General features: G+C 38.3%; 8 protein-coding genes. 6 read left to right on the forward strand and 2 right to left on the reverse strand.

The window, feature by feature from the left end:
- Positions 1-55 precede the first annotated feature (55 nt).
- The 5 genes from QM524_RS02315 to QM524_RS02335 all read left to right on the forward strand — a co-directional run bounded on the left by QM524_RS02315 (position 56) and on the right by QM524_RS02335 (position 10,384).
- On the forward strand, positions 56-3,193 hold the full coding sequence (locus tag QM524_RS02315; RefSeq protein WP_283343300.1) for a SusC/RagA family TonB-linked outer membrane protein: 3,138 nt from the start codon (positions 56-58) through the stop codon (positions 3,191-3,193).
- A gap of 51 nt (positions 3,194-3,244) precedes the next feature.
- On the forward strand, positions 3,245-4,732 hold the full coding sequence (locus QM524_RS02320) for a RagB/SusD family nutrient uptake outer membrane protein (protein WP_283343301.1): 1,488 nt from the start codon (positions 3,245-3,247) through the stop codon (positions 4,730-4,732).
- A gap of 40 nt (positions 4,733-4,772) precedes the next feature.
- Complete coding sequence (locus QM524_RS02325) at positions 4,773-5,606, forward strand: LamG domain-containing protein (protein WP_095164415.1); 834 nt, start codon at positions 4,773-4,775, stop codon at positions 5,604-5,606.
- Between the two features lie 358 nt (positions 5,607-5,964).
- Positions 5,965-7,626 carry a glucoamylase family protein gene (locus QM524_RS02330; RefSeq protein WP_283343302.1) on the forward strand — a complete coding sequence of 554 codons (1,662 nt, stop codon included), beginning with the start codon at positions 5,965-5,967 and terminating at the stop codon, positions 7,624-7,626.
- A 349-nt stretch (positions 7,627-7,975) separates the two neighbouring features.
- Positions 7,976-10,384: an alpha-L-rhamnosidase-related protein gene (locus tag QM524_RS02335; protein WP_283343303.1), complete on the forward strand. Its 2,409-nt coding sequence runs from the start codon at positions 7,976-7,978 to the stop codon at positions 10,382-10,384.
- A 68-nt stretch (positions 10,385-10,452) separates the two neighbouring features.
- Here QM524_RS02335 and ald read toward each other — a convergent pair whose 3' ends face one another.
- Complete coding sequence (gene ald / locus QM524_RS02340) at positions 10,453-11,568, reverse strand: alanine dehydrogenase (protein WP_095164405.1); 1,116 nt, start codon at positions 11,566-11,568, stop codon at positions 10,453-10,455.
- A gap of 341 nt (positions 11,569-11,909) precedes the next feature.
- Here ald and QM524_RS02345 point away from each other — a divergent pair, with 341 nt between their 5' ends.
- Complete coding sequence (locus QM524_RS02345; RefSeq protein ID WP_283343304.1) at positions 11,910-12,368, forward strand: Lrp/AsnC family transcriptional regulator; 459 nt, start codon at positions 11,910-11,912, stop codon at positions 12,366-12,368.
- Between the two features lie 315 nt (positions 12,369-12,683).
- Here the strand turns inward: QM524_RS02345 and QM524_RS02350 are convergent, their stop codons facing one another.
- Positions 12,684-13,811, reverse strand: coding sequence for an NAD(P)/FAD-dependent oxidoreductase (locus tag QM524_RS02350; protein ID WP_283343305.1), 1,128 nt, complete (start codon positions 13,809-13,811; stop codon positions 12,684-12,686).
- Between the last annotated feature and the right edge of the window lie 298 nt (positions 13,812-14,109).

The following is a 14,109-nucleotide window of genomic DNA, read 5'->3' on the forward strand; positions in this document are numbered from 1 at the left end:
TCACCTTTTGCCTTACCTCAATGCTTAGTGCTTACATTTCTAATTAGCAAAACGTATGAAACAAAAACCATTTACTTTTTTATCTAGAAAAGGGTACGTACAACCAATAACCCAATTTTTTAGATATGCTTGCTTGGCGACGATGGTCGCAGGGCCAGTATTTTCGGAAGCGAAAGTATTGCCAAGATATGTGCAGTCAGTGGCAGATACCAAAGTGACTGGTAAGGTAACAGATGCCAAAGGAGAGCCAATCCCAGGAGTAGCAGTACGTGTGAAAGGAACCAACAAAGGTGCAAATACCGATTTGAATGGTAATTTCTCTTTGACAACACCCGATAATGCAGTTTTAGTGCTTTCATCTGTTGGTTACGAAACGCAGGAAGTGCCCGTTAATGGCAGAAGTAGTATCAATATTACCCTTCAAAATTCCTCAAAAGAATTGGCTGAGGTAGTATTTGTAGGGTATGGTACTCAGCGCAAAATGGATGTAACAGGTGCTGTTGTTTCTGTAAAAGGCGAAGAAATTTCAAAGCAAGCATCAGTAAATGCCGTAAGTTCTTTACAAGGTAAAGTAGCTGGGGTACAGATTAATAACTCTGGTGCGCCTGGTGCTTCACCACAAATTCGTATTCGTGGTTTGGGTACGGTGTATGGTAATCCTAACCCCTTATACGTGGTAGATGGTGTTTGGTTTGATGATATTTCTTTCTTGAACCCAGCCGATATTGAGTCGATGAACGTATTGAAAGATGCTTCTTCGCAATCTATCTATGGTATCCGTGCGGCGAATGGTGTGATTTTGATTACTACTAAAAAAGGAAAAGCTGAGCAAACAACTATTACCTATAATGCTTCTTATGGTGTTCAACGTGTGAGCAACCAATTAGAAATGGCTAATGCTAACGAGTTTGCGACAATGGTAAACGAATTGTCGATTATCAACGGTGGTAGCCAAGTGCTTGACCCTTCTAAATTTAGCAAAGGTACTGACTGGTATCGTGTTGGGTTGCGAAGTGCACCAGTAACCAATCACCAAATTTCATTAGCTGGTGGTTCTGAGAAGTCAACGTATAATTTCTCATTAGGTTATTTGAACCAAGCAGGTTTGGTAGAAGGAAATAATTTTGACCGTTATACTGCTCGCTTACAAAATGATTACCAATTATTCAAAAACTTGAAAGTTGGTTATTCGGTAACAGGTGCGGCGAGTACTTCAAAAGATGCTCCTCCAGCAATATTTAGACAATTATATTCAGCAGCTCCTGTAGTACCAGTGTATTATGCGGACGGAACATATGGCGATCCAAGTGATTACAATTTAGGGGATGGTGCTAACTATAACCCTCAAGCTACGTTGGATTTTTACAACCAAAAAACAACCAACTATCGCCTAACAGGTAATGTATTTGCTGATTTGAATTTTGCCAAACATTTCACTTTTCATACAAGTATTGGTGGGGAGTTCAGACAAACAGAAGTGCGTAACTACACGCCAGTTTTTGCTGCTACTTTAAGACAACGTACCACCGTAAGCACGCTGAATGTCAGTAGAGCGGAAAACCGTAACTGGATTTTGGAAAATACTTTGAGCTATGACAATACCTTCAACAAAGATCACAATGTGAGAATTTTGGTAGGTCAGTCGGCACAGAGCTATCGTGCCTATGGCATCAATGCTTCTGCGCAAAATGTTCCTAACAAATCTGAAGGGGATTTGTATTTAACCTTAGGAAATGTTGACGGTCGTCAGATTAGTGATTACGGCGATTTGAGTACAATTGCTTCTTATTTCGGCCGTGTGAACTATGCTTTTAAAAACCGTTATATGGTAAATGCTTCATTGCGTGCGGATGGTTCTTCAAAGTTTGCTGGTAATAACCGTTGGGGCTATTTCCCATCTGTTGGTTTGGGTTGGGTAGTTTCTGAAGAAGATTTCATGAAAGACCAAAAAATCTTTGACAACTTGAAATTCAGAGCGAGCTGGGGTAAAGTAGGAAACGCTTCTGTTCCTGCCAACGTATCAGTATTGCGTGTAAATCAGGCAGCAAACTTAACTGCGATCTTTGGCGACCAAATCTACACAGGTGCAAGCATTAACTCGGTCGTTCCTCCAACTACCTTTTGGGAGAGAAGTGTGGGTACTGACATTGGTGTAGAAATGGCTTTCTTGAAAAATAAATTGACATTCGAAGCTGATTATTACAATAGAAAAACTGAAATGGCGATTTTTGATATTCCAATTCCCTCTTCTATTGGTACTGGCTCTAGCACAATTACAGGTAACCAAGCTGATATTCAAAACAGAGGATATGAGTTTGTGTTGAACTACAGAAATACGATTTCAAAAGACCTTTCTTTCTCAATTGGTGGTAATATTGGTATCAACGATAACAAGGTTTTGCGTGTAGTAACAGGTGCTAACCCTATCTATTCAGGTGGTGCAGCTTCAACAGGTGGTGCTTTATCAACTCGTACCATCGAAGGTCAGCCTATTGGTCAATTCTTTGGTTATATCGTAGATGGTATTTTCCAAAATACAGCTGAAGTAGCAGCTTCTGCTCAGAAAAATGCTAAACCAGGCGATTTCAAATACCGCGATATTAGCGGTCCAGATGGCAAGCCAGACGGTGTTATTTCAGACCTTGACCGTGCTCCACTAGGTAATCCAAACCCTAAATTTAGCTATGGTATTAACACCAACTGGAACTACAAACAATTTGATTTGATGTTAGATTTCCAAGGTGTAGCGGGAGTAGATATTTATAATGCCAACCTAGGCTTGCGTTACGGTAACGAAAACTTTACTAAAGATTTCTACAACAACCGTTGGCATGGTGAAGGTACTTCAAATACCTATCCTTCAGTAAATATCGGTGGTGGTGATAACTATCGTCCAAACTCTTTCTTCGTAGAGAGCGGTGCTTACTTCCGTGTACGTAATATCCAGTTGGGCTACTCGCTTCCTAGCAATATCACCGACAAATTACATATCAAAAAATTGCGTGTATTTGCTAACGCACAAAATGCTCTGAATTTCTTCAAATATAGAGGTTTTACGCCTGAAGTTACAGGTGCTTACAACAGCAGTGGCGCGGCTACAAGCGGTACAAGCGCAACAATCAATGCGGGTATTGATACCAACGTGTATCCAATGTATGCTACCTACAACTTTGGTCTAAATGTTACTTTCTAATCATTCCAATTAAGCGAAAAGAATTTTTAGAAACTGAAAAGAGAAAGAATTATGAAAAAATATAGCATTATTTCAACAGCCCTCAAAGCGGGGAAATATTTACCAGTTGCCTTAGTGTTGACTTTATCAAGCTGTAGTGATAGCTTTTTGGAAGTTCCACCACAAGGACAACAACCATCTGAACAATTCTGGAAAAATGAAGCAGACGCAACCAAAGCAGTAAATGCCATGTATGCAAACCTTCGCTCATGGAATAACACGGCTTTTGCTCCAATTGCGGTCGAAAGTGTACCTTCAGATGATGCCGAAAAAGGCAGTAGCCCGAGTGATGCAACCTTCTTCAACAAGTTTGATACATTTACTCATACCTCTACCGAAGGTCAAATTGCTGATTTTTGGACAGGTCAATATCAGTCTATTAACTATGCTAATCAGGTATTAACAAACATCCCTGCTATCAGCATGGACGAAGGTTTGAAGGCTCGTTATATCGCTGAGGCAAAATTTGTACGTGCTTACTGTTACTTCAGATTAGTGCGTGCTTTTGGTGATGTGCCTTTGCGTTTGTCTTTGGCTAGTGATGCCTCTCAATACAATTTGGCTCGTACTCCAAAAGTGCAGGTATGGGCTGCTATTGAGAAAGATTTACAAGATGCTGCAACGGTCTTACCTCAAACTTATGGCGCTGCTGATATAGGTCGTGCGACAAAAGGAGCAGCATTGGGACTGAATGCCAAAGTGGCTTTGTATCAGAAAAAATGGAGTGATGTTGTAAGTCTTACCAAGCAAGTAATGGGAATGGGGTATGGCTTACTCCCTAATTATGATTCAGTTTTCCGTATTCCAAACGAAAACTCTAAAGAATCTATCTTCGAAATTCAATGTAAATTGATTCTAGGAAATGCGGCTGCTTCTAGCTCTCAATACTCTCAAGTGCAAGGGGTTCGTGGTGTGCAAGGAGGTGGCTGGGGCTTCAATGTGCCAACACAGGATCTAGTGGCTGAATTTGAAGCTGGTGACCCAAGATTGGATGCAACAATTATTTTCCGTGGAGAAACGACTCCACAAGGTGATGCGATTCCTGCTACTGGAGATAACCCTATGTACAATCAAAAATCGTATGTGCCATTCTCGTTGTTTGTGTCAGGTTATAGTGAAGGTGCGGAGCAAAATGTTAGAGTGATGCGCTATGCTGAAATTTTGTTGATGAATGCCGAGGCAAATATGGAGCTAGGAAATACTGCAGATGCTTTGGCTTCCTTGGAAATGGTTCGTGCTCGTGCTCGTCAAGGTAATTCGGCGATTTTGCCAAAGGTAACTACAACCGATCAAGCACAACTTCGTAAGGCAATTTATCATGAAAGACGTGTAGAAATGGCGATGGAGTTTGATCGTTTCTTTGATGTGGTTCGTCAGGGGAGAGGTGCAGAAGTTTTAGGTAAAAAAGGGTTTAAAGCGGGTGTTCATGAGGTTTTCCCAATTCCTCAAAATGAAATTGACCTAAGTGCTGGAGTACTTAAGCAAAACCCTGGATACTAGTTTTTGCCAATATCTAACATTTTAATCTGAGTTCGTAACTATGAATATTTTTAAAAATAAATCATTATTAGCTGGCTTACTTGGCTCATCTATGTTGTTGAGTTCTTGCTACGAGAAGTTTGATGCTTCTACCTATGCGCCAGCTGTTTCTATCGGAGGATATACAAGCACTACCGAAATTGCACCAAGCAATTTGGTTGGTTATTGGTCGTTCGATAACAACTATATTGATGCTGTATCCAAAACTGCGGGCGATGCCACAGGCACTAGCTTTGCAGGTGGTATAAAAGGTCAAGCTATGGTGGGTGGTGTCGATAAATATGTAGTGAGCAATGTACCTTCGGCTATCCAAAACCTTTCTAGCTTCACGGTAACTACTTGGGTAAACATGAAGAAAAATGATGCTGGTATTGTTGGTTTGGTGGATATTGCCAATTCTGGATCATTCTGGGGAAATCTTACTATTTTCTTGGAAAACGGTGCCACTGACTCAAAAGGTTTGTTAAAAGTACACGTAAACAATGCTGGAAAAGATGCTTGGTTGGGCAACTATGACTTAAATAACCTTTGGAATACTTGGGCAAATATTGCGGTTACATATGATGCTACCACTTCAACGTTCAAGGTGTATTATAACGGTAATAAAATCGCTACGCAAGTAGTTGCAGGCTACGGAGGAATAAAGTTTCAAAATGCTGCTAAAATGGTGTTTGGAACAGTTCAATTCCAAACAAGTCCTAGCTTAAATGGTGGTGACAAACAGTCATGGGCTAGTTTCTTGAATGGTCAACTCGACGAAGTACGCATCTATAACAAAGCCCTAGCCGAAAATGAGGTAAATGCCTTGGTGAAGCTAGAAGGTAGAGGAAAATAATTTTTTAAGTGCTGGGTTGGGAGTGCAAGTGAAGAGTTTTTTGAAAAGATAAATCTTCATTCTCAGCTTATCACTTAAATCTATCTATCCCGAATTGATTTAATTATTATGAAGCTTCAAATTGTATAAGCCGTAAGTAATAGGCTAGAAAGGAGAATTTTTTCTGAAATTTTAGCCTACTGCATAAAGCTTAATGCTTAGAGCCTTATGTTTCAAACGACCTATCTTCGGGTAGGTCGTTGATTTTATTTTTGAGGAAAAAAGATGCTTGGGTTGAAGTTTTACAATATGAATAGTTTTGACCAAAGATTTCATTTAGCAGGTGAATTTATTCACCTATGCAAAACATCCCAATTTTATGAAAGTCTTACCTTATCAAATATTTTGTGTGTTACTTTCTCTTCTTTGCGCTTGTTCCAAAAAAGCAACAGAGGAGGTAAAGCCAACGCCCATACCTAGCTCGTTTAGTCTCAATACTTTAAGAGTGAACGGAGACTTCAATGGCTTTGATTATAAAGATGTTACGACAAAACCTGAAATAATCCTTACTTTCAATACAGCGCTAGATGCTAGTTCGCTAGCATCAGCGATTTTGTTAAAAAATACTGCTGGCAATTCCTTTGCTGTACAAACTTCTTTAACTCAAAATGACAGTGCGATTGTAATCAAACCCGCACTTGATTTGGATTACCTTAACAAATACACTTTATCAATCAATAATCTCCTGAAATCAAAAGCAGGAGGCAATTTGCGTACAGAATTTACGGTTAATCTGACCACTCAATTAGACACAAAAGACAAATTTCCAAGAATTAGCAATGATGAATTGCTGACTAAAGTTCAGCAACAAACTTTTCGCTATTTCTGGGATTTTGGACATCCTGTTTCGGGGCTGGCTCGTGAACGTAATACCTCTGGAGATATAGTCACCTCTGGTGGTTCGGGCTTTGGCATTATGGCGATGGTGGTTGGAATCGAGCGTAGGTTTATTACACGTGAACAAGGGCTACAACGCCTCACCACTATAGTCGATTTTTTGACGAATCAAGCTGAGAAGTTTCATGGGGCATTTCCACATTGGCTCAATGGTGCTACAGGTAAAACGGTGCCATTTAGTGCTAAAGATAATGGGGCAGATCTGGTCGAAACCTCATTTTTGATGCAAGGTTTGTTGACTGCTCGACAATATTTTGATGGCAATACTCAAGCAGAAATTACACTTCGTCAAAAAATCAATAACCTTTGGAATGGGGTCGAATGGAATTGGTTTACTCAAAATACTTCCAATGGGCTTTATTGGCACTGGTCGCCAACCGATGTTTGGGCCATGAATATGAAAATCTCAGGTTGGAATGAGGCTTTGATTACTTATGTTTTAGCGGCTTCCTCTGAAAAATATGCGATATCCAAAGACGTATATCAAAATGGCTGGACTCGTAATGGCGCTTTCAAAAATGGGAATAGCTTTTACGGTGTAAAGCTTCCGCTGGGAATTAATATGGGTGGCCCCTTATTTTTCACCCACTATTCATTTTTAGGACTTAATCCCAAATTATTGACGGACCAATACACCAATTATTTTGACCAAAATAAAGCACATGCGCAAATCAATTATCTCTATTGCAAAGCCAATCCTAAACAATATGCTTTTTATGGAGAAAGTTGCTGGGGACTCACTGCCAGCGACAATGAAAATGGGTATTCTGCGCATGCACCTGATAATGATTTAGGCGTGATTTCGCCTACGGCAGCGCTATCTTCATTTCCTTATACACCAACAGAATCTATGCAGGCTTTACAGTTTTTCTATTACAAATTGGGTGATAAAATCTGGAAAGAATATGGCTTCGTAGATGCTTTCAATCTAAATAAGTTTTGGTACGCCGATAGCTTTTTAGCCATCGACCAAGGACCCATTATTGTAATGATAGAAAACCATCGTTCTGGACTCTTATGGAATTTGTTTATGTCTTGTCCAGAAGTAAAAAATGGCTTAAAGAAGCTTGAGTTGTCAAACTGAGTTTGAAGCTGTTTAAACTTTTCAAAAGCAGATTTTATTGATTAATTCTTCGTCTTACTTTTTGCCTTGATACAAAAAGTAACAAAAAAATCAAGAATTTATAAACTCGCTTCGCTCAAACAGTATAAATTCATTGCTTACGCAAGCAATTTTATGAAAGTTTAAACAGCTTCTTTTTCAAACCGAGTTTTTCAAACCAAACTCTTCAAAAATTTTATTAAACCGCGTAATTCTGCATCCGTGGCATTCTATGAGTGTCACGGATTTTTGTTAAAAAATAAACCCTGATAAGAAAGTATCCATAAATCATTAAATTTGATGTAGAATAAATCCATTTTTATAAATAAATATGAAATCAATCCTCAAAACCCTTTTGCTAGGAAGCATGGCTGTGGCCTCTATCCAAGCAAAGGCTCAAAAAGCCTCTTTACTTGATTTAACCAAAAATAGTGAGAGTATTTCAGGGAAAAAATCGTATCTGAATACACCTTATGTAACTGCTGGCGACCGACTTTATATGGTCGGGCATCAAAATGGGCAATTTCCCGATTTGGGATGGCACGTCACTGGCGAAATGGGAGGAATTTGGAATCATCCTATCAAATTGATGGATGGCTTTTCGGCTAAAATACATGCCAACGGTACTTCTCACTGTCTCGACCAAGCTACTTCTTTCGTAAATTTCCCTTATGGAAATAAGCATATTTATCAGGATATATTGCCAAACCTTTCTATTCAAAGATTTCAGTTTGTTCCAGATAAAACAGAAGCGGTTGTAGTAGAATACACTTTTGAAAATCATGGCTTAAGTCCTCAAACCATAGAGTTTGAATTTACTGGACATAGCGATTTACGTCCTGTGTGGTTAGGTGAAAGAACTAATATGATTGATGCCGAGGATAAAGCTACTTGGCAAAACAAAACTCAATCTTGGGTGATTAAAGACCAAAACAATCCTTGGTATGTGCAGTTTGGTGCTAATATTTCTCCTACATCACATCATCAAAATACATCAGAATGCCAGTTTAAATCTCAAGGTTTAGGAACGAACGCAAGCTTAGTATACAGTATAGTAGTAGCGCCAAAATCAACCTTTATTTTGCCTATTGTTATTGCAGGTTCTTATCAATCGGAAACTGTGGCGAATAGTACTTTTACAAAAACGCAGAAAAGTGCTTCTGTTTTATTGCAACAAAAAATCAAAAGATATGAGGCTATCGCTAAGCAATCTGCGTTGACTGTTCCTGATAAAAAATTAGAGCAAGCATTTCGTTGGGTGAAATACAATACCGATTGGCTGGTGCGCGATGTCCCAGCTGTGGGACGAGGTATGTCGGCAGGTATGCCCGATTATCCTTGGTGGTTTGGAACAGATGCTGAATATACCTTGAAAGGCTTAGTGGCAACTGGAAAAAAAGACCTAGTCTACGATGCTGTAGAGGTTTTGAATAAACTTTCAGAAAAAGAAAATGGAAATGGGCGTATCGTACACGAGGTGTCTTCAAATGGAGTAGTTTTTAATCCTGGCAATGTCAATGAAACCCCACAATTTGCCAGCATGATTTGGGAGATTTACCAGTGGACAGGCGATATATCTTTCTTACAAAAATATTATCCTGTTATCAAAAAAGGATTAGATTGGCTTTTAAAGGAAAATGATAAAGATAAAAACTTGCTTCCTGATGGCTTCGGTATGATGGAAATCCACGGACTCAATAGCGAGATGATTGATGTGGCAGTTTATACCCAAAAAGCCTTTGCTGATGCTGCTCAGATCGCAAAAATCCTAGGAGATACCGAACAAGGTTTGCAATATGAACGCAATGCTACGCAAATCAAACATCAAATCAACACTGATTTTTGGGTGCCAGAAAGTCAATCTTTTGCCGACTTTATAGGTACGAGAGAACAAACATTACACTTAATAGACGATGCAATTATACGAGCAGATACCCTACAAAAGCCTTGGGCAGTTTCTGACCTAAAGCAACTAAAGTCAAGTGTTGAGGCTTTGCCAAAAGGAACCAAAAAAGGATTTGTCTTACATCATAACTGGGTCATCAATACACCTATGGAAATGGGGATAGCCGATTCTGAGAAAGCTAAATTGGCGTTGACTAATGCTAGAAAATATACTAATCCATTTGGTGCATTTGTCACAGGTATTGACCGAGACGAAAGCTCTAATGCTGAGGAGGCTCCTTCCACTTTTTTAAGAAAATCTTTTACCTATACAGGTGCGGTGATGACTTTGCCAACGGGTGTGGCGGCTATTGGAGAAAACAATTATGGTAATCCAGATGGAGCTTTGTGGTATTTGAACAAAATGACCAAAACCTTTAGTTATGTACTTCCAGGAGCGATATATGAAGTTTCGCCAGATTATGGTATGATGTGTCAAGCTTGGAATTTGTATAGCTATGCCACTCCAATTATTAAGCAGTTTTTTGGTGTTCGTCCTCAAGCGGGAGAGAAGATGATTGTTGTGCAACCTCAAATGCCATCTTCATGGAACGATGCTAAAATTGAACAAGTACATATTGGGGATAATACTCTAACTATGGCTTATCACAAAACAACATCTTCTATAAAAGTCGATTTACTACAAACACAAGCTGCTTGGAAAATAAAAGTACAATATCCTAAAGGGAAATACACCAGTTGGAAAGTTAATGGGAAATCAGCAAAGCCAGCTACCCAAGAGGGATTTGAGTATATATGGGTGAGTGGATTGAAGAATGTGGTAGAGGTTCACTAAAACGGTTGCAAAATAGAAAAGGCTATCCAATTGGATAGCCTTTTAAAAATCACCTAATATATAATCAATTAAGCCAAAACTTCTGAAATATGGCAGTAAGGCAATTTCCAAGCTTCAGAAACACCTTTGTAAACAATCTTGCCATTCACTACATTCAAGCCTTTTTTCAATTCTTCATTTTCTTTACATGCTTTTTCCCAGCCTTTGTTTGCCAATTGGATTGCATACGGTAAAGTAGCGTTTGTTAATGCTAACGTTGATGTATATGGTACAGCTCCTGGCATATTGGCTACGCAGTAGTGTACAATCTCATCAATTACAAACGTTGGATTTTCGTGAGTTGTTGGTGTGCAAGTTTCGATACAACCGCCTTGGTCAACTGCTACGTCAACTAGCACTGTTCCAGGCTTCATTTCTTTCAACATGTCACGAGTAATCAAATGTGGTGCTTTCGCTCCTGGTATCAATACAGCGCCGATAATTAAATCAGCTAACTTGATTGCCTCACGTACATTGTATTCATTCGACATTACTGTGTCAACGTTGGCAGGCATTACGTCTTCCAAATAACGTAATCTTGGCAAACTAATATCCATGATAGTTACGTTTGCGCCCAAACCTGCTGCCATTTTAGCAGCTTGTGTACCCACGATACCACCACCTAATACCAATACGTTGGCAGGCTTTACACCAGCTACACCGCCCAACAAGATACCACGTCCACCCATTGGTTTCTCTAAGTATTTTGCCCCTTCTTGAATCGCCATACGACCAGCAACTTCAGACATTGGAACCAATAATGGTAAGCTTCTGTCTGCTTTCTCTACTGTTTCGTATGCCAAACAAATTGCTTTACGTTCAATCATGGCATGCGTCAATTCTTCCGACGAAGCAAAGTGGAAATACGTAAATAACAATTGGTTTTCTTTGATTAATTTGTATTCAGAAGCGATTGGCTCTTTTACTTTCACAATCATCTCAGCAATTTCATAAACTGCCTCGATAGTTGGAAGAATAGTAGCACCAGCTTTTTCGTAAGCTTCATCAGTGAATCCACTTCCTACACCAGCCAAAGTCTGAATATATACAGTATGACCGTTTTTCTTAAACTCAGCAACACCAGCAGGTGTAAGTGCTACACGGTTTTCGTTGTTTTTGATTTCTTTAGGTACGCCGATGATCATAAGTTTTGGTTGGGGTTTAAGCCTAAGTTAGTCGGTTGATGATTGTGTTATGTACCAGTCAATACTGGTCATCCCTCATTCGAAATTTTTTCTATCTATCCCTTGTATTCAATCTCGTTAGTCCAATTCGCCACACATAAAATGACAATTTTACAACCGACTTCTTAGGTGTTTGTTGTTTGTGTTGATGAAGTGTTTGACAAAATTAGTGATAACAGAAAAATATTTTATACTTCCATGAAAAATAAGAAATAGTTAAAATAAATTTGTCTTTATAGAGGAAAAAATCCTGTTTTGGGATATGTTTTCTAATCTCAACCAATAAAAATTTCTTTTTCGCCATGCAATTAGACGCTATAGATGTAAAAATATTACAATTAATTCAAGAAAATGCGCAATTAACCATCAAGGAGATCGCACGACAAATCAATTTGTCAATGACGCCGACTCACGACCGAATCAAACGATTGGAACAGGAAGAAATCATTGAAAAATACGTAACTATTCTGAATCGAAAGAAGTTAGGGAATCCCCTGATGGTATATTGTAGTATTACCTTAGATAAACAACAGAAGAACCAATTTGTAGAATTTGAGGAGGCAATTCGTCAGTACCCAGAGGTGATAGAATGCTGTATTGTATCAGGCAACTATGATTATCTGATTAAAGTAATTGCAAAAGATATGGAAGCCTACAACGATTTTTACCAACGAAAGCTCTCTGCTTTAGCGAGTGTGGCACATATCAGTAGTTCCTTTGTGATGTCTGAAGTGAAAACAACTACCGTAATTCCTTTATAAGACGAGTTATTCTTTAATAGAATTCTGTTATTTGGTGGTGGTAGTATTAAGGCTTTACGCTAGATAATAATGAAGAGAATCGCTATAAAAAAATGACCTGTAAGTAGTTCGAAAACGCTTACAGGTCTATCGTTGAAGTGTAATTTGGTATGCAAACATAACACCGATATTTCACATAAACAAATATGAGTATTTTTGCTTAATATTAAAATATTTGAAGAAAGCCCCTATGGCTTAATTAAGTTTTGTAATATTGAAAAAATACAAATTTGATTTTGCATAAAGTCTTTATTGCCAAATAAAATTTTTTTTTCACTAAAATTCTTTTCCATGCGTAGATTGTATGAATATACCTAGTGCTGGACGACATATTTTAAAAAAATAGCGTACAAATTCAGTTAGTACTGGATGCCCAAACAATGATTGAATGTGTCTGCCTGCCCATAATCGAAACCCAAAATAATTTTTCCATGCATTTTGATATTGGACTTCAACAGCTTCACGATTATCAAAATTTTCTAGTATAATTTCCGAAATAAGTTTGGCGCCATGAATAGCCATTGCCATACCATTTCCACAAAGTGGTGTAATGAGTCCTGCTGTATCTCCAATCATAATGATATGATTTTCAATTTGTTTTTTAGGAGAAAATGAAATTTCATTTATTACCTCAGGCTTGTCATAAAGAAATTCTGCCTCCAAAAATATTTGCTTAAGATGAGGGTTTTTCCAGAGAATATTCCTTTCCATCTCAGATACACTCTTATATTTTCTTAAATTTTCCCGAGTTGTCAAGTAACACAAACAGTATTTGTTGTCTTCAATAGCCGAAATTCCACAGTATCCATTCTCAAAATTGTGCAAACTGATGAGGTCTTTTGGATAGTCGTATCGTATATGATATTTGACTCCAATGTAGGGGCTTCGTGCCTGAAGAAAGGGGCGTTGTAGATACTGGTCTAGCTTGGTTCGTTTTCCATAAGCGCCTAATACATAGTTAGCATAAATAATTTGATTAGAATGGCTTAGTTGAATTTTAAATTGGTTTTCTTCAAAATGAATGCTTTCAACTTCGGTACCAGTTTGGCAGTGTACCCCGCATTTTAGGGCAATTTTGTAAAGTTCGTTATCCAAAGTATATCGACTCAATCCAAAGCCACCAAGGTCGAGAGGATAGTGAAGACTTCTACCAGATGGCGCTGTAAATTGAAACTTGCTAATTTTCTGTATATCTAACTTTTCTAGGTTAAGTCCAATTTTAGTTAGATAGTTTTTGGTCTCATTAGAAATATATTCACCGCAAACCCGATGGAAAGGGTAATGCTTCTTTTCGAATAAAATTACCTGTTTTCCAGATTTTTGGAGATGAATTGCTGCGCATAACCCTGCCAAACCTCCGCCAACTATTGCAATGGGATATATTTCTGTATTGTTAGTTTCCATCTGATATTTGAGATAGTATTTTATGAATAACTTCTGGAAGATGGTGAAAGTTTATAAATAAAAAAACGGCTACGAAACTCATAGCCGTTTTTTTATTGTGAAGAGCATATTTAATCATTTTTGGGTATTTGTCAGAAAAACAAAGTTTCCATTCACTACACCTTACTTTTCTTGTCTTGACACAAGAAAAGTAACAAAAGAAAGTCAAGAAATCCTAAACTCGCCTTCGGCTCAAACAGTAGGATTTCGAAAAAATAAACAAATAATATAATGTGCTTATTTTAATCGACTTCTAAGT

Source organism: Flectobacillus roseus, from assembly GCF_030056595.1.
GTDB classification, from domain to species: domain Bacteria; phylum Bacteroidota; class Bacteroidia; order Cytophagales; family Spirosomataceae; genus Flectobacillus; species Flectobacillus roseus.

Coding starts and splice junctions, on each gene's coding strand:
- QM524_RS02315 (WP_283343300.1), top strand. CDS start 56: ATGAAACAAAAACCATTTACTTTTTTATCTAGAAAAGGGTACGTACAA.
- QM524_RS02320 (WP_283343301.1), top strand. CDS start 3,245: ATGAAAAAATATAGCATTATTTCAACAGCCCTCAAAGCGGGGAAATAT.
- QM524_RS02325 (WP_095164415.1), top strand. CDS start 4,773: ATGAATATTTTTAAAAATAAATCATTATTAGCTGGCTTACTTGGCTCA.
- QM524_RS02330 (WP_283343302.1), top strand. CDS start 5,965: ATGAAAGTCTTACCTTATCAAATATTTTGTGTGTTACTTTCTCTTCTT.
- QM524_RS02335 (WP_283343303.1), top strand. CDS start 7,976: ATGAAATCAATCCTCAAAACCCTTTTGCTAGGAAGCATGGCTGTGGCC.
- ald (WP_095164405.1), bottom strand. CDS start 11,568: ATGATCATCGGCGTACCTAAAGAAATCAAAAACAACGAAAACCGTGTA.
- QM524_RS02345 (WP_283343304.1), top strand. CDS start 11,910: ATGCAATTAGACGCTATAGATGTAAAAATATTACAATTAATTCAAGAA.
- QM524_RS02350 (WP_283343305.1), bottom strand. CDS start 13,811: ATGGAAACTAACAATACAGAAATATATCCCATTGCAATAGTTGGCGGA.